15 protein-coding genes are annotated in these 18,668 nt (G+C 70.0%); 1 reads left to right on the forward strand and 14 read right to left on the reverse strand.

Translation table 11 applies throughout. The features are described from left to right. Window positions 1–9: 9 nt before the first annotated feature. From OG361_RS13755 to OG361_RS13805, 11 genes are all read right to left on the reverse strand, one after another. Entirely contained in the window at window positions 10–1,581 is a 1,572-nt protein-coding gene (locus tag OG361_RS13755; RefSeq protein WP_405853582.1) for a CHAD domain-containing protein, read from the reverse strand. 68 nt (window positions 1,582–1,649) lie between these two features. Beyond that, window positions 1,650–2,849 carry a rod shape-determining protein RodA gene (gene rodA / locus OG361_RS13760; protein ID WP_405853583.1) on the reverse strand — a complete coding sequence of 400 codons (1,200 nt, stop codon included), beginning with the start codon at window positions 2,847–2,849 and terminating at the stop codon, window positions 1,650–1,652. Between the two features lie 4 nt (window positions 2,850–2,853). Next, a complete protein-coding gene (gene mrdA / locus OG361_RS13765) occupies window positions 2,854–5,043 on the reverse strand; it encodes a penicillin-binding protein 2 (RefSeq protein WP_405853584.1) in 2,190 nt (729 codons plus the stop codon). Window positions 5,044–5,062: 19 nt separating this feature from the next. Next, the gene (gene mreD, locus OG361_RS13770) at window positions 5,063–5,731 is read right to left on the reverse strand and encodes a rod shape-determining protein MreD (protein ID WP_405853585.1); all 669 of its coding nucleotides are present in this window, start codon (window positions 5,729–5,731) and stop codon (window positions 5,063–5,065) included. Beyond that, on the reverse strand, window positions 5,728–6,729 hold the full coding sequence (gene mreC / locus OG361_RS13775; protein WP_405853586.1) for a rod shape-determining protein MreC: 1,002 nt from the start codon (window positions 6,727–6,729) through the stop codon (window positions 5,728–5,730). Before mreC ends, mreD begins: the two co-directional genes overlap by 4 nt. A 92-nt stretch (window positions 6,730–6,821) precedes the next feature. Further along, window positions 6,822–7,841, reverse strand: a complete 1,020-nt coding sequence (locus OG361_RS13780; RefSeq protein WP_125753625.1) for a rod shape-determining protein — start codon at window positions 7,839–7,841, stop codon at window positions 6,822–6,824. A 223-nt stretch (window positions 7,842–8,064) separates the two neighbouring features. Further along, the gene (gene ndk, locus OG361_RS13785; RefSeq protein ID WP_141301954.1) at window positions 8,065–8,478 is read right to left on the reverse strand and encodes a nucleoside-diphosphate kinase; all 414 of its coding nucleotides are present in this window, start codon (window positions 8,476–8,478) and stop codon (window positions 8,065–8,067) included. A 66-nt stretch (window positions 8,479–8,544) separates the two neighbouring features. Continuing rightward, window positions 8,545–8,919, reverse strand: coding sequence for a DUF4233 domain-containing protein (locus OG361_RS13790; protein WP_384558579.1), 375 nt, complete (start codon window positions 8,917–8,919; stop codon window positions 8,545–8,547). A gap of 5 nt (window positions 8,920–8,924) precedes the next feature. After that, a complete protein-coding gene (locus OG361_RS13795) occupies window positions 8,925–10,424 on the reverse strand; it encodes a bifunctional folylpolyglutamate synthase/dihydrofolate synthase (protein ID WP_405853587.1) in 1,500 nt (499 codons plus the stop codon). A 99-nt stretch (window positions 10,425–10,523) separates the two neighbouring features. Next, on the reverse strand, window positions 10,524–11,663 hold the full coding sequence (locus tag OG361_RS13800) for a sensor histidine kinase (RefSeq protein WP_405853588.1): 1,140 nt from the start codon (window positions 11,661–11,663) through the stop codon (window positions 10,524–10,526). 167 nt (window positions 11,664–11,830) lie between these two features. Then, complete coding sequence (locus OG361_RS13805) at window positions 11,831–14,479, reverse strand: valine--tRNA ligase (RefSeq protein ID WP_405853589.1); 2,649 nt, start codon at window positions 14,477–14,479, stop codon at window positions 11,831–11,833. Between the two features lie 138 nt (window positions 14,480–14,617). Here OG361_RS13805 and OG361_RS13810 point away from each other — a divergent pair, with 138 nt between their 5' ends. Continuing rightward, a complete protein-coding gene (locus OG361_RS13810; RefSeq protein ID WP_405853590.1) occupies window positions 14,618–15,574 on the forward strand; it encodes a hypothetical protein in 957 nt (318 codons plus the stop codon). Between the two features lie 84 nt (window positions 15,575–15,658). On the opposite strand, the gene clpX is transcribed toward OG361_RS13810, so the two are convergent. The 3 genes from clpX to OG361_RS13825 form a co-directional block, all read right to left on the reverse strand. Beyond that, window positions 15,659–16,942: an ATP-dependent Clp protease ATP-binding subunit ClpX gene (gene clpX, locus OG361_RS13815; protein WP_015033605.1), complete on the reverse strand. Its 1,284-nt coding sequence runs from the start codon at window positions 16,940–16,942 to the stop codon at window positions 15,659–15,661. Between the two features lie 156 nt (window positions 16,943–17,098). Next, window positions 17,099–17,761, reverse strand: a complete 663-nt coding sequence (locus tag OG361_RS13820) for an ATP-dependent Clp protease proteolytic subunit (protein ID WP_317601865.1) — start codon at window positions 17,759–17,761, stop codon at window positions 17,099–17,101. 62 nt (window positions 17,762–17,823) lie between these two features. Further along, window positions 17,824–18,441, reverse strand: coding sequence for an ATP-dependent Clp protease proteolytic subunit (locus tag OG361_RS13825; RefSeq protein WP_384558565.1), 618 nt, complete (start codon window positions 18,439–18,441; stop codon window positions 17,824–17,826). Window positions 18,442–18,668: the final 227 nt, after the last annotated feature.

Here is an 18,668-nt window from a genome sequence, read left to right on the forward strand (position 1 = left end):
CCCCGGTGCTCAGCGGGTCAGTGCCGCCCGGATTTCCGGGGCCGAGGCCTTCGCCCAGGCCTTGGGGAGGGCGCGCTCCGCGGACTCCGCCGCCGCTTCCTCGCGGCCGTGGAGAAGTCCCCAGGTGAAGGCGGACTCGCCGGCCGCGTGGGCCTGGATCCCGAGCTCGCGCAGGGCCTCGCGGGCGACGACTCCGTCCTGGTGTTCACCCAGAAGGGACTGGACGGACTTCACACGCTTGGCGAACTTCCGTGCGGGCTTCCCGAGGACGGGGGTGGCGGCGTCGGCGGCGTACCTCGCGCGCTTGGCGGCCTTGCGGGCCTCGTGGAGGGCGAGGTCGAGGTCCCGGCCGGGGCGGAGGGCGAGGGCCCGGTCGACGCGGGCGGCGAGGCGGTCGTGGTCCTTGAGGACGGCGCGGGCGAGCACCGTACGGGCGTCACGGGCGGCGGCCTTGCGCAGCGGCGGGTCGGCGAGCAGCTCGTCGACGGTGTCGAGCAGGGCGAGGTAGCGGGCCGATTCCAGGGCGGCGAGGGTACGGCGCCGACCGCCCCGGGCGCGGGCCGCGGACCAGGTCCGCAGCCGGCCGCGGACCGGGCCGAGGCGCAGGGTCCGGGGAAGGGCGTCGACCCGGTCGCGCAGCCGCTCGCTCATCACCTCCTGGTCCCGGGCGACGCCGAGCTCTCCGGCCAGCCACTTCAGCTCCGCGCCGACGGGGTCGGTGACGGCCCTGTCGAGGACCTTCCGGTACGTCTTGAAGGCACTGCGCATGCGGCGGCAGGCGACCCGCATCTGGTGGACGGCGTCGGGCAGGTCGCGCCGGACGGCCGGGTCGAGCTCGACGATCGCGTCCGCCTGCTTGCGTACGTAGGCGAGGACGGCGTGACCGGCGGTGCCGGGCGCGGGTGCGGTGTCGGGGGCGGGCTCGGATGCGGTGCCGCGCGCGGGGGCGTCGGGCTCCGTCTCCGCCAGGGCCCTCGCCAGCTTGGAGGCGGACGCCGAGGGGCGGATGCCCGCCTTCTTGAAGCGCTTCTCGATCGCGTCGAGGATCGCCGTGCCGGTGTCGTCGGCGGCGTCGGCGTCGGCGTCGGCCACGGCGTCGGCGAGTTCGACCTCGATCTCGGTCCAGGAGGCCTCCGCTCCCCCGGGCAGCCGTTCGGCACGGACGGTGTCGACGGACAGTTCGGCGAGGAGGGTGCCGTTCCCGTCCACGAGGTGGCGGACGTCCCGCGCGGAGCGGAGCCGGACGACCGGGACGACCCCACCGTCCCGGATCCGGGAACGCAGAAGCCCCGCCAGCTCACCCGGGAGGGTGTCGGCCAGCGGGGCCCTGATCTCGTCGCGGATTCCGGAGGCGACGGGGAACTTGAGGTGCCAGCCCTCGTCGTCCCCGCCCGTGCGCCGCCGCAGTGTGAGCCCGTCGGCGGCGAGCCGCAGGTCGGGCGTGTCGTAGTAGACGGCGTCGAGTTCCATGACGCCCCGGTCCCCGACGGCCGAGACCCCGGGGACCCGTGTGAGGTCCGGTACCCGGGTCTCACCCGTGGCTTCGTACTTCCGCTCGATCTCGCGTTTCGTCTCCGCCATGCATCGAATCTAATACCTCGGATGCGGACACGGAGGGCGTAACGGAAACGCGGGGCGACAGCGCGTCGCTACGCCGTCATCGGGCGCTGCACCCTGATCGACTGGAGCAGTCCGATCGCCACCCACACCGCGAACATCGACGAGCCGCCGTACGACACGAACGGCAGCGGCAGGCCCGCGACCGGCATGATGCCGAGGGTCATGCCGATGTTCTCGAAGGACTGGAAGGCGAACCAGGCGATGATGCCGGCCGCGACGACCGTGCCGTAGAGCTCGGTGGTCTCGCGGGCGATCCGGCAGGCCCGCCAGAGCACGACGCCGAGGAGGACGAGGATCAGTCCGGCGCCGACGAAACCGAGCTCCTCACCCGCGACGGTGAAGATGAAGTCGGTCTGCTGCTCGGGCACGAACTGGCCGCTGGTCTGGTGTCCCTTGAAGAGGCCTGCGCCGTACAGCCCGCCGGAGCCGATCGCGATGCGTGCCTGGTTGGTGTTGTAGCCGACGCCCGACGGGTCGAGCTCGGGGTTGGCGAAGGCGGCGAAGCGGTTGATCTGGTACTCGTCGAGCATGCCGAGCGTGGTGACGAGGACCGCGCCGCCGACGCCGGCGCCGATCAGGCCGAGGACCCAGCGGTTGGAGGCGCCGGAGGCGAGCAGCACGCCGAGCACGATGACGGCCATGACCATGACCGAGCCGAGGTCGGGCATCAGCATGACGATGCCCATCGGGAGGGCGGCCAGGGTGAGGGCCTTGGCGACGGTGCGGTGGTCGGGATGGAGCTGGTCGCCGGCGTCGACCTTGGCGGCGAGCAGCATCGCCATGACCAGGATGATCGTGATCTTCACGAACTCGCTGGGCTGGAGGGAGAAGCCGCCGCCGATGACGATCCACGCGTGGGCGCCGTTGATGGTGGCGCCGAGCGGGGTGAGGACGGCGAGGATCAGCACGATCGAGAGCGTGTAGAGGATCGGCACCGCGCCGCGCAGGGTGCGGTGGCCGAGCCAGATCGTGCCGATCATCAGGGTGAACCCGATGCCGGTGTTGAGGAGGTGGCGGAAGAGGAAGTAGTACGGGTCGCCGTTGTTGAGCTCGGTGCGGCCCCGGGTGGCGGACCAGACGAGCAGGGCGCCGAGGACGGAGAGCGCGAGCGCCGAGAGCAGGATCGGCCAGTCGAGCCGGCGCAGCACCGAGTCACGGGCGGTGAGTCGGGCGACCGGCCCGCGGTCGGGTGCGTAACGGGACACGGAGAAGCTCGTGCGGGTCGTCATCGTGTCAGTCCCTCAGGTGGGCAGGCGGGCCCGCGAGCGGCGGTGCTCCGCCGCCGTTCTCGGCGGGGTCGACCAACTGCGACTTGGGGTCGTACGGCTTGATCGCGGGGGCGTCGATGGTGCCGTCGGCATTGACCTTCGGCAGGGCCTTCTGCGGGTGCGGCAGCAGGGCCCGCTTGAGGTCCTGGTTGCCCGCGTCGTCGAGGCCGTAGAGGGCGTCGTAGATGTTGCGCACGGCGGGGCCGGAGGCTCCGGAGCCGGTGCCGCCCTGGGAGATCGTCATGACGATCGTGAAGTCGTCGGTGTAGGTCGCCAGCCACGAGGTGGTCTGCTTGCCGTAGACCTGGGCGGTTCCGGTCTTGGCCCGCAGCGGGATCTTGTCCTGGGGCCAGCCGCCGAACCGCCAGGCCGCGGTGCCTCCGGGTTCGACGACGGAGCGCAGGCCCTTGTCGAGGTCGCGGATCGTCTGAGCGCCGACCGGCAGCTTCCCGTGGGGCGTGGGCTTGATCTCCCGGATCGACTTGCCGTCCGGGCTGATCACGGCCTTGCCGACGGTGGGGTCGTAGAGGGTGCCGCCGTTGCTGATGGCGGAGTAGGCGGTGGCCATCTGGATGGGGGTGACGAGGACGTCGCCCTGGCCGATGGCGAAGTTGATGCTGTCGTAGGCCTTCAGCTGGTTGCCTTCGAGGCAGCTCTCGTAGGCGATCTGCTCGACGTAGGTGCCGCCCTTCTTGCCCTGCTTGCACCAGGCGTCCTTGTTCGCCTCCCAGAAGTTCTGCTTCCACTTGCGGTCGGGGATCCGACCGGTGACCTCGTTCGGCAGGTCGATGCCGGTCTCGGAACCGAGTCCGAAGTCACGGGCGGTCGTGTAGAACCAGTCGTGGGCGTTCTTGTTGGGCTTGATCCCGCCGTCGCGCTGCCACTCCTTGTGGCCCAGGGCGTAGAAGACGGTGTTGCAGGAGAACTTGAGGGCGTCCCCGAGGGTGATGGGGCCGTGGCCCTGGGACTCGAAGTTGGCGAAGCTGCGGCTGCCGAGGCTGTAGGAGGCGCTGCAGTTGTACTTGTCGTTGAAGTCGTAGCCGGCTCGCACGGCGGCGCTGGCCGACACCACCTTGAAGATGGAGCCCGCGGGGGCCTGGCCCTGGATGGCCCGGTTGAGCAGCGGGTAGTTGGAGCCCTTGCTGGTCATCGCGGCGTAGTCCTTGGCGGAGATGCCGCCGACCCAGGCGTTGGGGTCGTAGTCGGGCTGGGAGGCCATCGCGACGACGCGGCCGGTCTTGGTCTCCATGACGACGACGGCGCCCGAGTCGGCCTCGTACTTGCGGCCGGTGATCTTGTCGGTCTCGCCCCGGACGACCTTCATCGCCGCGTTGAGTTCGTACTCGGCGACGGCCTGGACGCGGGCGTCGATGCTGGTGACGAGGGTGGAGCCGGCCACGCCCGGGTCGGACTTCGTCTGCCCCATGACGCGGCCGAGGTTGTCCACCTCGTAGCGGGTCACGCCGGCCTTGCCGCGCAGCTCCTTGTCGTACGTGCGCTCGATACCGGAGCGGCCGACCTGGTCGGAGCGGAGGAACGGCGAGTCGGTGTCCTTGGCCTTCTCGATCTCCCCGTCGGTGACGGGCGACAGGTAGCCGAGCACCTGCGAGGTACGGGCCTTCCCGGGCGCGGGGTAGCGGCGCACGGCGGTGGGTTCGGCGGTGATGCCGGGGAAGTCCTCGGAGCTCTCGCGGATCGTCAGCGCCTGCTGGGTGGTGGCCTCGTCGGTCACCGGGATCGGCTGGTAGGGCGAACCGTTCCAGCAGGGCTTGGGGGTCTTCGAGTCGCAGAGCCGGATCTTGTTGATGACGTCTTCGGGCTTCATCTCCAGGACGCCGGCGAGCCGGGTCAGGACGGTCTTGCCCCGGTCCTTCATCTTCAGCAGCTCGGTGCGGGAGGCGGAGACCACGAGCCGGGTCTCGTTGTCCGCGAGCGGGACGCCTCGGGCGTCGAGGACGGCGCCTCGGACGGCGGGCTGGACGACCTGCTGGACGTGGTTGTTCTTCGCCTCGTCCGTGTACTCCTTGCCGTTCCGGATCTGGAGGTACCAGAGGCGGCCCCCCAGGGTCAGGAGCAGCGAGAAGACGAGGATCTGGATGACGACGAGCCGGATCTGGACCCGCGGGGTCCGCCCGGTCTCGGGGATGTTGCTCATACTGCCGGGACCCCCTCGGTCACAGTCGCTTGACTCCCTTGATGCGGCCGGCCCGTGAGGCGCGGCTCCGGGCGGCCTTCACGCGCAGGCCGCCGCGCTGGGTGCCGATCCGCAGGCCGGTCCCGGAGGAGAGCCAGCCGGAGGAGACGTCGGCGCCGTTCGACCCGGTGGCGTCGGCGAGCGGATCGTTCTCGGCTCTGCGGGCCAGGGCCATGATGAGCGGCACGGTGAACGGCGCGAGGAGCAGGTCGTAGACCGCCGCGGTGAACAGCAGGTAGCCCAGGCCGACATGGCGGGCGGCGGTGTCGCCGACGAGGGCGCCGACGCCCGCGTAGAGGAGGGTGGAGCCGACGGCCGCGACGACGACGACGGCCATGGGGCCGGTCGCGGAGGTCAGCCGGCCGTTCTCGGGGCGGGCGAGGCCGACCAGGTAGCCGACGACGCAGAGCACGAGGGCGTAGCGGCCGGCGGCGTGGTCGGCGGGCGGGGCGAGGTCGGCGAGGAGCCCGGCGGTGAAGCCGATGAGGGAGCCGCTGACGGGTCCGTAGACGAGGGCGAGGCCGACGACGGTGAGGAGGACGAGGTCGGGGACCGCGCCGGGGAGTTGGAGCCGGGCGAGGACGGAGACCTGGACGACCAGCGCGACCACGATCAGGGTCGCGGAGAGGAGGATGCGGTTGAACTTCACGGTGTCGCGTCCCCCTGGTCCTGCGGTGCCTGCTGGTTCCGGCCCTGCTGGTTCTCGTTCGGCTGCTGTCCGTCGGCGGGCTGCTGTCCGTCCGGTGGCGGTGGCGTGACCGTGACGGTGACGGTCGGGGCGGGCTTGGGCTTCTGCGGCAGCACCGTGTCGCGGGGGTTGGAGCGGGGGGCCTGGACGACGACGCCGACGATGTCGAGCTTGGTGAAGCCGACGTACGGGCGGACGTAGATGTTGCGGGTCAGGCCGCCGCCCGCGGGGTCGACGCGGACGACCTCGCCGACCGGGACGCCGGGCACGAAGGGCTTGTCGCCGCTGGAGCCGAAGGTGACGAGACGGTCGCCCGCCTTCACCTTGGCCTTGCCATTGAGGAGCTGGACGAGGAGGGGGCGGTCTCCCTGGCCGGTGGCGAAGCCGAGTTCGTCGGACTTCTCCATGCGCGTACCGACGGTGAAGTCGGGGTCGTTGGCGAGGAGGACCGTGGACGTGGACGGGCCGACGGTGGTGACACGGCCGACGAGTCCGGAGCCGTTGAGGACGGTCATGTCCCGCTTGATGCCGTCGCGGGCACCGACGTCGACGGTGACGGTCCAGGAGAAGCCCTGGGCCGCTCCTATGGCGATGACCTGCGCGCCCTTGATGCCGTACTGCCCGGCGCCGGCGGTCTTGAGCATGGCGTCGAGCTCGCGCAGCCGGTTGCGGTTGCGGTCGTCGCTGCCGAGCTCGGCCTTGAGCTCGGCGTTCTCCTTCTCCAGGGCGGCGATCCGCGTGTGCCGCTCGCCGGAGTCGCGGACCGCGCCTATGGCGTTCCCGATGGGGTCGACGGCGGCCGCCACACCGTTCTCGACGGGTCCGAAGACCGCGGCGGCGGCCTGTCGGGCACCGTCGACGGGTGACTCCTGACCGCCGCGGATGTCCACCGTGATCAGTGCGAACGCGATGGCGATCAGCAGCACCAGGAGCAGCCGGCTCTCTCGTGTGTCCCTCACGTGCGGCGGCCGTGCCTTTCCTCGTGGTTCCGTTGTTCGGCTGTGCGGTTGTTCTCTTGTGGGGTTCTACGCGGTGGTGCTCCGTGGTGGTGCTAGCGGCGCGGCTGGGCGTCCAGGACCTGCTGGAGGGCCTCGAACTCCTCGACGCACTTGCCGGCGCCGAGCGCCACCGAGTCCAGCGGGTCCTCGGCGATGTGGATCGGCATGCCGGTCTCGCGGCGGAGCCGCTCGTCGAGGCCGCGCAGCAGAGCGCCTCCACCGGTGAGAACGATGCCGCGGTCCATGACGTCACCGGAGAGCTCGGGCGGGCACTTGTCGAGGGTGGTCTTCACCGCGTCGACGATCGCGTTGACCGGCTCCTCGATGGCCTTGCGGACCTCGGCGGCGGAGATGACCACGGTCTTCGGGAGACCGGAGACGAGGTCGCGGCCGCGGATCTCGGTGTGCTCGTCCTTGTCGAGGTCGTAGGCCGAACCGATGGTGATCTTGATCTGTTCGGCGGTCCGCTCACCGAGGAGGAGCGAGTACTCCTTCTTGATGTGCTGGATGATCGCGTTGTCCAGCTCGTCGCCGGCGACCCGGATCGACTGTGCCGTGACGATTCCTCCGAGGGAGATGACGGCGACCTCGGTGGTGCCGCCACCGATGTCGACGACCATGTTGCCGGTGGCCTCGTGGACGGGGAGGCCCGAGCCGATGGCCGCCGCCATGGGCTCCTCGATGATGTGCACCTGGCGGGCACCGGCCTGCGTCGAGGCCTCGATGACGGCGCGGCGCTCCACGCCGGTGATGCCGGAGGGCACGCAGACGACGACCCGGGGGCGGGCCAGGTAGCGGCGCTTGTGGATCTTGAGGATGAAGTAGCGGAGCATCCGCTCCGTGATCTCGAAGTCGGCGATCACGCCGTCCTTGAGCGGGCGGACGGCGACGATGTTGCCGGGCGTCCGGCCGATCATCTTCTTCGCCTCGGCACCGACCGCCAGGATGCCGCCGGTGTTGGTGTTGATCGCGACGACGGACGGCTCGTTCAGAACGATGCCCCGCCCCCTGACGTACACCAGCGTGTTGGCGGTCCCGAGGTCGACAGCCATGTCACGGCCGATGAACGACATTGAGTTCCCCTTGATTTCCCATGGCTGAGAGTGGTGCGGCGTGGAGTTTTCCATCGTAGTGCCGCCCGCACGGATGCCGCGCGTTGGTCCACCTCTGTATCTGGTGACGGTAGGACGCGGCGATCCGTTCCCGGGATTGGCGTTCATATGCCTGGGGGCGACCGAATTCCTTCGGTCGCCCCACAGGGTTGTGCTGTTCGGCTGACGCCGGGTCAGCACCGGGTCAGACGAGACCCGGGAAGAAGATCTTCAGCTCGCGGAGCGCCGACTCCTCGGAGTCCGAGGCGTGGATCAGGTTCTCGCGGACGATGGTGCCGAAGTCGCCGCGGATGGAGCCGGGCGCGGCGGCGATCGGGTCCGTCGGACCGGCCAGCTGGCGGACGCCCTCGATGACCCGCTCGCCCTCGACGACGAGCGCGACGACGGGGCCGGAGGACATGAAGCCCATCAGCGGCTCGTAGAAGGGCTTGCCCTTGTGCTCGCCGTAGTGCTGCTCCAGCGTGTCCTGGTCCAGCTCGCGCAGCTCCAGGGCCGCGAGGGTCCAGCCTGCCTTGCGCTCGATACGACCGATGATCTCGCCGATCAGGCCACGGCGGACGGCGTCGGGCTTGAGCAGGACGAGCGTGCGCTGGCTCACGGGGGAACTCCTTCGGAAAAGCGGTGTGCGGGACCTCCGAGGCTACAGGGCCCGCACGGCCCTCGATTACGCAGCGTCAGGCCCTGCCGTGGCCTGTGCGGGTTGCGTGGCCTGCGATTCGGCCCAACGGGCCTTGATGTCATCGACCTTCCGGCCGTAGTGCACCGAGGCCCACCACAGGACGGCGAAGGCCGCCCCGAGGACGAACATGACCGGCACGAAGAAACCGCTGGCGATCAGCCCGATCTGGAGGGCCCAGCCGAGCTGCACGCCGCCGGGACGGGTGACCATCCCGCACAGCAGCACCGAGAGGACCATCGCGACGCCGCAGACCGTCCAGACGGTCGCCATCGACAGGCTGTCGTCCTTCATGGCGACGAGACCGGCGAAGCCGATCACGAAGAACTCGCCGATGAGCGTCGAGGAACAGAGCATGCGCATCGGGTTCAGCTCCTTCGCAGCAGCAGCCGGGCGTCGCCGACCGTGAAGATCGAACCGGTCACGAGGACTCCCGCGCCGCCGTACTCGGCCTCTTCCTCCGCGAGGGTGATGGCCGCTTCGAGCGCGTCGGGGAGCCGGGGTTCGACGACGACCCGGTCCTCGCCGAAGACCTCGACCGCGATCGCGGCGAGCGCGTCGACGTCGGTGGCCCGCGGGTTGGAGTTCGTCGTGATCACGACCTCCGCGAAGATCGGCTCGAAGGCCTCCAGAAGCCCCCGGGCGTCCTTGTCCGCGCTCGTGGAGACCACGCCGACGAGCCGCGAGAAGCCGAAGGACTCGCTGACGCCCTCCGCCGTGGCGCGCGCGCCGTGCGGGTTGTGCGCGGCGTCCAGGATCACCGTCGGGGAGGAGCGGACGATCTCCAGTCGGCCGGGCGAGGCCACCTGGGCGAAGGCCCGGCGGACCGTGTCCGTGTCCAGGGTCCGCGCGTGGTCCGCGCCGATCCCGAAGAAGGCCTCGACCGCGGCGAGCGCCACGGCCGCGTTGTGCGCCTGGTAGGCGCCGTGCAGCGGCAGGAAGACGCCGTCGTACTCGCCGCCGAGACCGCGCAGGGTGAGGAGCTGCCCGCCGACCGCGACCTCGCGGGAGACGATGCCGAACTCCATGCCCTCGCGGGCGACGGTGGCGTCCGCCTCGACGGCCTTCTTCAGCAGGACCTGGGCCGCGTCCACCGGCTGCTGGGCCAGGATGACGGTCGCGTCCTGCTTGATGATCCCGGACTTCTCGCCGGCGATCTCGGCGGTGGTCCCGCCGAGCCGGTCGGTGTGGTCGAGGTCGATCGGGGTGACGACGGCGACGGAGGCGTCGATGACGTTCGTCGCGTCCCAGGTGCCGCCCATGCCGACCTCGACGACGGCCACGTCGACCGGCGCGTCGGCGAAGGCCGCGTACGCCATTCCGGTGAGGACCTCGAAGAAGGAGAGCCGGTACTCCTCGCGGGCGTCGACCAGCTCCACGTACGGCTTGACGTCCTGGTAGGTCTCGACGAACCGCTCGGCGGAGATCGGGGCGCCGTCCAGGCTGATCCGCTCGGTGATCGTCTGCACGTGCGGCGAGGTGTACCGCCCGGTGCGCAGGTCGAAGGCGCCGAGCAGCGCCTCGATCATGCGGGCCGTGGACGTCTTGCCGTTGGTGCCGGTGATGTGGATCGAGGGGTACGCGCGCTGCGGCTCGCCCAGCACGTCCATGAGGGCCGCGATCCGGGTGACCGAGGGCTCCAGCTTGGTCTCGCCCCAGCGGGTGGACAGCTCGGTCTCGACCTCGCGCAGCGCCTTGTCGAGCTCCGGGTCCTCGGGACGGCCCGGCACGGGGTCGCCCTGGACCGGGCCCGCCTGCGCGCGCAGGGTACGGCTGCCGGCCTCGATCACCGCCAGGTCGGGGTCACGGCTTGTCTCGTTGTCGACGATGTCGTCGAACTGGTCACTCGGGTCGCTCGGCTCGCTCACGGTCCCAGTCTACGGAGGGGTACCGACAGGACCATGGACCCACCCCTTTCGGGACTTTCGGTCCCCCGTCCGCGGTAGCGGTCCGTCGGCCCGAGTGCGTCAGCGGTTGAGGCCCGTCGGGAGCAGCGCCGTCACCACGTAGGAGTCGGCCTCCCTGCGGGCCTTCATCGTGCCACCCATGCTGGTGACCCGCTCCTCCATGGAGAACAGGCCGGTGCCGGTCGAGACGGGGGCCGGGTCCGGCGGGGTCTTCGGCAGCTGGTTGCGCACCTCGATCCGCAGATCGGGCCCCTCCACGGTGATCGCGACCGTCACCGGCAGGCAGGGCGCGTGCTTGGCGGCGTTCGTCAGGCACTCCCGCACGACCCGGTGGACGGCCGCCTGCCGCAGCGGCGACAGCGCCCCCGCGTCCTCCGCGACGGTCAGGTCGACGGGGCTGCCCATCCGCTCGCTCTCCTCGGCGAGCGCGGCGAGCCCTTCGAGACCGGGGGTGGCGGCGTCCCGGTCGGCGCGGCGCACGATCGTCTCGTTGAGCATGAGGTGGGCGCGGCGGGCGGTGTCCGCGAGCTCCTCGAAGTCCTTCTGGTGCGCGTCGCCGCGGGCCCGTACCGCGAGGACCTCGGCCCGTACCGCGAGGACGGTGAGCTCCCGGCCGACCAGGTCGTGGACGTCCCGGCCGACGGAGATCCGCTCCTCCTGGACGGCCTGCCGGGCGACGGCCTCGCGGCGCTGGGCCTCCAGGGCGCGGACGAGGTCCTGCCGGTACGCGGCGATGCCGACGCCCGCCGCGAGGACCCCGATCGGGATGACGAGGCTCAGGAACTCACTCAGGGTGTCGCCGTGCGGGGCGGGCCAGCCGGGCGTCTGGAAAAGGGTGTACGCGACGCCGATGTAGAGCAGAGTGGCGGCGACGGCGGCACGCCGTCCCCGGAACCGGCCGATCGAGTACAGCGCGAACTGGATCATCGTCAGCTCGTGGAGCCAGCCCATCAGGCCGAGCGCCACGAGGTACGGGATCCACGGCAGCCGGCGCCTGAGCACCAGCGTGGCCGCCCCGGCCGCGAGGACCAGGGTCGCGGTGACCCCGGTGAGGGAGTTGTCGGCGCGGGCGAGCCCCGGCACGTCCAGGACCATCAGGCCGAAGGCGCTGAGCGCGGCGACGACGTCGAGGGCGCGGGGCGAGCCGGCCCATCGGTCCACGCGACGGCGCAGCGCGGGGACGGTGGGGAGGCGGGGCATGCCCTCCATCATCCAAGGTCTTTCGTCCCGGAGCCGTGGACCTGAAGTCCCGTCTGTTGTGAGATCGGGCACTTCGCCCATATTGCGGCAAGGGCGACCGGCTGGGCCGGCGGGTACGCGAAAGGGGCCCGGAACCGTGTACCGGTTCCGGGCCCCTCCGTGACGAGTTACGCCTGCGGCAGGTTCGCCAGCTGCGTCTGGATACGGGCGATGTCCTCGTCCGCCTTGGCGAGGCGGGTACGGATCTTGTCGACCACGTTGTCCGGGGCCTTGGCGAGGAAGGCCTCGTTGCCGAGCTTCCCGTTCGCCTGGGCCTTCTCCTTCTCCGCGGCCGCGAGGTCCTTCGCGAGGCGCTTGCGCTCCGCGGCCACGTCGATCGTGCCCGACAGGTCGAGCGCGACGGTGGCGCCGGCGACCGGCAGGGAGGCGGTGGCGGAGAAGCCCTCGCCCTCCGGCTGGAGGCGCAGCAGCTGACGGATGGCCGCCTCGTGCGGGGCCAGCGCGGTGCCGGTCACGTCCAGGCGGGCCGGGACCTTCTGGCCGGGCTGGAGGCCCTGGTCGGAACGGAACCGGCGGACCTCGGTGACGACCTGCTGGACGAGCTCGATCTCCTGCTCCGCGGCCTCGTCGCGGAAGCCGCCCGGGGCGTCAGCCCCAGGAACGAGCACAGCCTTGGGCCAGTCGGCGACGACGAGGGACTCGCCGCCGGTGAGGGTGGTCCACAGGGTGTCGGTGACGAACGGGACGATCGGGTGCAGCAGGCGCAGGGTGACGTCGAGGACCTCGCCCAGGACGCGGGCCGAGACCTTGGCCTGCTCACCACCGTCGAAGAAGGTCGTCTTCGACAGCTCGACGTACCAGTCGAAGACCTCGTCCCACGCGAAGTGGTAGAGGGCGTCGGCGAGCTTGGCGAACTGGAAGTCGTCGTAGTAGGCGTCCGCCTCGGCGACGACCTTGTTCAGTCGCGAGAGGATCCAGCGGTCGGTCGCCGAAAGCTTCTCGACGGGCGGGAGTTCGCCCTCGACCGTGGCGCCGTTCATCAGGGCGAAGCGGGTCGCGTTCCAGATCTTGTTGGCGAAGTTCCGGGACGCCTGGACCCAGTCCTCACCGATCGGGACGTCGACACCCGGGTTGGCGCCCTTGGCCAGGGTGAAGCGCAGGGCGTCGGAGCCGTACTTGTCCATCCAGTCCAGCGGGTTGACCGTGTTCCCGAACGACTTCGACATCTTCTTGCCGAACTCGTCACGGACCATGCCGTGGAACGCGATCGTGCGGAACGGCGGCTGGCCGTCCATCGCGTACAGACCGAACATCATCATCCGGGCGACCCAGAAGAACATCAGGTCGTAGCCGGTGACCAGGACGGAGTTCGGGTAGAACTTCTCCAGGTCCGGGGTCTGTTCGGGCCAGCCGAGCGTGGAGAACGGCCACAGGCCGGACGAGAACCACGTGTCGAGGACGTCGGTGTCCTGCGTCCAGCCCTCGCCCGTGGGCGGCTCATCGTCGGGGCCGACGCAGACGAGCTCGCCGTCGGGACCGTGCCAGACCGGGATCCGGTGGCCCCACCACAGCTGGCGCGAGATGCACCAGTCGTTGAGGTTGTCGACCCAGTCGAAGTACCGCTGCGACATGTCGGCCGGGTGGATGTCGACCTTGCCGTCGCGGACCGCGTCGCCGGCGGCCTTGGCCAGCGTCTCGACCTTGACCCACCACTGCAGGGACAGGCGGGGTTCCAGCGTCGTCTTGCAGCGCGAGCAGTGCCCGACCGAGTGGACGTAGGGGCGCTTCTCGGCGACGATCCGGCCGTCGGCGCGCAGGGCGGCGACGATCGCGGAGCGCGCCTCGAAGCGGTCCAGACCCTGGAAGGGGCCGTGGACGGTGATCACACCGCGCTCGTCGAGGACCTCGATGGACTCGAGGCCGTGGCGCTGGCCGATGGCGAAGTCGTTCGGGTCGTGCGCCGGGGTCACCTTGACGGCGCCGGTGCCGAACTCGGGGTCGACGTGGGTGTCGGCGACGACCGGGATGGTCCGGTCGGTGAGCGGCAGCTTGATCCGCTTGCCGATCAGGTGGGCGTAGCGCTCGTCGTCGGGGTGGACGGCGACGGCCGTGTCACCGAGCATCGTCTCCGCGCGGGTCGTGGCGACGACGATGGTGTCCTCACCCTCGCCGTACGTCATGGAGACGAGCTCGCCGTCGTCGTCCTGGTAGTCGACCTCGATGTCGGAGATGGCCGTCAGACAGCGGGGGCACCAGTTGATGATGCGCTCGGCGCGGTAGATCAGCCCGTCGTCGAACATCTTCTTGAAGACGGTCTGGACGGCGCGGGACAGCCCCTCGTCCATGGTGAAGCGGTCCCGGCTCCACGCCAGGCCCTCACCGAGGCGCCGCATCTGGCCGGCGATCTGACCGCCGGACTCGGCCTTCCACTCCCAGACGCGCTCGACGAAGGCCTCGCGCCCCAGGTCGTGGCGGGACTTGCCCTCCTTGGCGAGCTCGCGCTCGACGACGTTCTGGGTGGCGATGCCGGCGTGGTCCATGCCGGGCTGCCACAGCGTCTCGAAGCCCTGCATGCGCTTGCGGCGGGTGAGGGCGTCGATCAGCGTGTGCTCGAAGGCGTGGCCCAGGTGGAGCGAGCCGGTGACGTTCGGCGGCGGGATGACGATGGTGTACGCGGGCTTCTCGCTCTTCGCGTCGGCCTCGAAGTACCCCCGGTCTACCCAGCGCTCGTACAGCGGCCCCTCTACCTCGGCCGGCGCGTACTGGGTCGGCAGTTCGGTGGTGGGCGCTGTCTGCTGCTGAGTGTTCTCGGTCACGGGGCCAGTTTAGGGGTGTTGCCGCCCTGTCCCGAAACGCTTTGGTTCGGTAACGGTGTGGCCCCCGCCGCACTTCCGCGTCTGCGGTTCCGCCAGGATGTTCGGTAGGCATAAACATCCTGTGAGGGGAACCTGTCGATGAGCTACAACCAGCCGGGCCCGTACGGCGGCCAGCCGCCCCAGCAGCCCGGTCCCTACGGCCAGCCGGGCCCGTACGGCCAGCAGCCGCAGCAGCCGGGCCCGTACGGCCAGCCGCAGGCTCCCCAGCCGGGTTACGGATACCCCCAGCAGGCCCCGCAGGGCGTCCCGCCGCAGCAGCCGCCGTACGGCTACCCGCAGGCCCAGCAGCCCGGCCCCTACGGCCAGCAGCCCCAGTACGGCGCCCCCCAGGGCCCCGGCGGCTTCCCGCCGCCCCCGCCGGCCCCGAAGAAGTCGAAGACGGGCCTGATCATCGGCGCGGTCGCGGTCGTCGCGGCCCTCGGTGTGGGCGCGTACTTCCTGCTCGGCGGCGGTGGCTCCTCGGTCGCGGACGACGGCCCGCACAAGCTGACCACCCCGGAGACGGTGCTCACCGAGTACAAGAAGAAGCCCGGCGACGGCGGCGACAAGGACTCCCTCAAGGAGGCCGAGAAGATGGGCGTCAAGAACGCCAAGAACGTCGGCGCCACCTACGAGCTGAAGGACCCGGCCAACCCGCTCGGCGGCAAGATGATCTCCTTCAGCGGCCTGTACGGCGAGATCGACGACCCCGAGAAGACCGTCGACAACGTCTTCGCGAGCATCAAGGCGGAGGCCGACAAGGACAAGGCCGCGAACAAGGAGGGCGAGCCGGAACTGGTCGGCAGCCCGCAGGAGTTCACGCCGGCGGAGCTCGACGGCGCGGTCCTCAAGTGCCAGCAGGCCAAGTCCGAGGCCAACGCCGCCGAGGCCACCCCGGCGTTCGCCATGACGGTCTGCGTGTGGGCGGACCACAGCACGGTCGGCTTCGTGACCCCGATCGACATGGCCGCCATGATCGCGGGCAAGGCGGGCTCCATGGAGGACGCCGCCTCCATCGCCGCCAAGCTGCGCAAGGAAGTCCGCGTCAAGCTCTGAGCGTCCGAACGGACATGAGCACCGGACATGAGTGAGGGGGTCCCGCCTCGAAGGCGGGACCCCCTCACTCGTTGCCGCTCGTCGTCAGGCCGACTTCTCGTGCCTGCCGTCGTTCTTCACGATCCGGGGGACCAGCGTCGGGTTGACGTTGTTCCGGACGACGTCCGCCGTGATGACGACCCGGGCCACGTCCTTGCGGGACGGGACCTCGTACATCACCGACTGGAGGACCTCCTCCATGATGGCGCGCAGGCCTCGCGCGCCGGTGCCGCGCAGGATCGCCTGGTCGGCGATGGCCTCCAGGGCGGGGCGGTCGAAGTCCAGCTCCACGCCGTCGAGTTCGAAGAGGCGCTGGTACTGCTTCACCAGTGCGTTCCGCGGCTCGACGAGGATCTGGAGGAGCGCCTCGCGGTCCAGGTTGTGGACCGAGGTGAGGACCGGGAGACGGCCGATGAACTCCGGGATCATCCCGAACTTCACCAGGTCCTCCGGCATGACCTCCTGGAACTGGTCGCTCGCCTCGATCTCGCGCTTGGAGCGGATGGTCGCCCCGAAGCCGATGCCCTTGGCGCCCGCACGCGACTCGATGATCTTCTCCAGGCCGGCGAAGGCGCCGCCCACGATGAAGAGCACGTTCGTCGTGTCGATCTGGATGAACTCCTGGTGCGGGTGCTTCCGGCCGCCCTGCGGCGGTACGGAGGCGGTGGTGCCCTCAAGGATCTTGAGGAGGGCCTGCTGGACGCCCTCACCGCTCACGTCACGCGTGATCGACGGGTTTTCGCTCTTACGGGCGACCTTGTCGATCTCGTCGATGTAGATGATCCCGGTCTCGGCCTTCTTGACGTCGTAGTCGGCCGCCTGGATCAGCTTGAGCAGGATGTTCTCGACGTCCTCGCCGACATAGCCGGCCTCCGTCAGCGCCGTCGCGTCGGCGATGGCGAAGGGGACGTTGAGCATCCGGGCCAGGGTCTGCGCGAGCAGCGTCTTCCCTGACCCCGTGGGGCCGAGGAGCAGAATGTTGGACTTCGCCAGCTCGATGGCGTCGTCCCGGCCCTGCGCGCCGCCGTTCTCGCCGGCCTGGACGCGCTTGTAGTGGTTGTACACCGCGACCGAGAGGGCCTTCTTCGCGGGCTCCTGCCCGACGACGTACCCCTCGAGGAACTCGTAGATCTCGCGGGGCTTGGGGAGTTCCTCCCACCGCACCTCGCTCGTCTCCGCGAGTTCCTCTTCGATGATCTCGTTGCAGAGGTCGATGCACTCGTCGCAGATGTACACACCGGGTCCCGCGATGAGCTTCTTCACCTGCTTCTGGCTCTTTCCGCAGAACGAGCACTTGAGCAGGTCGCCGCCATCACCGATGCGTGCCACGAGGTGCTTCCCCTTCGCCTGGGAGTGCTTGGTTCAGCGACTCCTGGTGCCTCATATTCGACGGTACCTTGCCGGGCCCCCCGTTCGGGCCCCCCTTGGCACGGTTCACATGAACGTGAATGCGTCATGTGCCCCGTGCCGAGGGAAGGTCGGGCGTCAGCGCTCGGCGGAGGCCGTGCTCTTACGGGTCGAGACGATCTGGTCGACCAGGCCGTACGCGAGGGCGTCCTCGGCGGTCAGGATCTTGTCACGCTCGATGTCCTCGCGGATCTTCTCGATCGGCGTCGAGGAGTGCTTGGCCAGCATCTCCTCCAGCTGGCTGCGCATCCGCAGGATCTCACGGGCCGCGATCTCCAGGTCGGAGAGCTGCTCACGGCCGGTGCCGCCGGAGGGCTGGTGGATCAGCACTCGCGCGTTCGGCAGGGCCATCCGCTTGCCGGGCGTACCGGCGGCGAGCAGCACGGCCGCGGCGGAGGCCGCCTGGCCCATGCAGACCGTCTGGATGTCCGGCTTCACGAACTGCATCGTGTCGTAGATCGCCGTCAGCGCGGTGAAGGAGCCGCCGGGGCTGTTGATGTAGATCGAGATGTCGCGGTCCGGGTCCATCGACTCCAGGCACAGCAGCTGCGCCATGACGTCGTTGGCGGAGGCGTCGTCGATCTGCACACCGAGGAAGATCACGCGCTCCTCGAAGAGCTTCGCGTACGGGTCGTACTCGCGGACGCCCTGCGAGGTGCGCTCGACGAAGCGCGGAACGACGTAGCGGTTGTCCATCGGCGCGCCGGTGTAGAGGCCGCTCGCGGAGAGGTTGTTGTGCATCTGGGTGTTCACCGTCCTGGTGGCGTTCGGTGGGCTGGGGCTCTTGAGCGGACTGCCGGGGCTCAGGCGCCCGTGCCGCCGCCGCCGGGAACACCCGCGGCGTGCGTGATGATGGAGTCGATGAGGCCGTACTCCTTGGCCTCGTCCGCGGTGAACCAGCGGTCGCGGTCACCGTCGCGAATGATCGTCTCGACGGTCTGGCCGGAGTGGTGCGCGGTGATCTCGGCCATGCGCTTCTTCGTGCGAAGAAGGTACTCGGCCTGGATCTTGATGTCGGAGGCCGTGCCGCCGATGCCGGCGGAGCCCTGGTGCATCAGGATGTCGGTGTTCGGCAGCGCGAAGCGCTTGCCGGGGGCACCGGCGGTGAGCAGGAACTGGCCCATCGAGGCCGCCATGCCCATACCGATGGTGACGACGTCGTTCGGAATGAACTGCATGGTGTCGTAGACCGCCATGCCGGCCGTCACCGAGCCGCCGGGGCTGTTGATGTACAGGTAGATGTCCTTCTCCGGCTCGGCGGCCAGGAGGAGCATCTGAGCGGTGATCTTGTTGGCGATGTCGTCGTCGACCTGCTGGCCGAGGAAGACGATGCGCTCGCCGAGCAGCCGGTTGTAGACATGGTCGCCGAGGCCGCCACCGATGGACGGCTCACCCGCGGCGTAAGGCTTCAGATTCGTCACGTATCCACCTGCTCGTCTCCGACGGCCGGGGCCGTCTCAGCGTCTCGTTCTGAGGGCAGTGCCCTCGTATTCATGGACCCTAACGCGCAGGTAGGACAACGCCATCCCGGTTCCCGAACTGTTCGCTGGGAGCGCAAGGTGGGCGGGGGCGCGTAAGGGGGCGTCCTGTCGATCGGGCCGGATCAGGGAGCGGTGTCCGGCGCCGTGCATCGCAAGGCGGAGGAGGG

Origin of the sequence: Streptomyces sp. NBC_00090 (genome assembly GCF_045160815.1) — a bacterium.
Classification (GTDB): domain Bacteria; phylum Actinomycetota; class Actinomycetes; order Streptomycetales; family Streptomycetaceae; genus Streptomyces.

What these genes read in the sequence shown, in the direction of transcription:
- OG361_RS13755 (WP_405853582.1), bottom strand. Translation starts at nt 1,581, where the DNA reads ATGGCGGAGACGAAACGCGAGATCGAGCGGAAGTACGAAGCCACGGGT.
- rodA (WP_405853583.1), bottom strand. Translation starts at nt 2,849, where the DNA reads ATGACGACCCGCACGAGCTTCTCCGTGTCCCGTTACGCACCCGACCGC.
- mrdA (WP_405853584.1), bottom strand. Translation starts at nt 5,043, where the DNA reads ATGAGCAACATCCCCGAGACCGGGCGGACCCCGCGGGTCCAGATCCGG.
- OG361_RS13780 (WP_125753625.1), bottom strand. Translation starts at nt 7,841, where the DNA reads ATGTCGTTCATCGGCCGTGACATGGCTGTCGACCTCGGGACCGCCAAC.
- OG361_RS13790 (WP_384558579.1), bottom strand. Translation starts at nt 8,919, where the DNA reads ATGCGCATGCTCTGTTCCTCGACGCTCATCGGCGAGTTCTTCGTGATC.
- OG361_RS13800 (WP_405853588.1), bottom strand. Translation starts at nt 11,663, where the DNA reads ATGCCCCGCCTCCCCACCGTCCCCGCGCTGCGCCGTCGCGTGGACCGA.
- OG361_RS13810 (WP_405853590.1), top strand. Translation starts at nt 14,618, where the DNA reads ATGAGCTACAACCAGCCGGGCCCGTACGGCGGCCAGCCGCCCCAGCAG.
- OG361_RS13820 (WP_317601865.1), bottom strand. Translation starts at nt 17,761, where the DNA reads ATGCACAACAACCTCTCCGCGAGCGGCCTCTACACCGGCGCGCCGATG.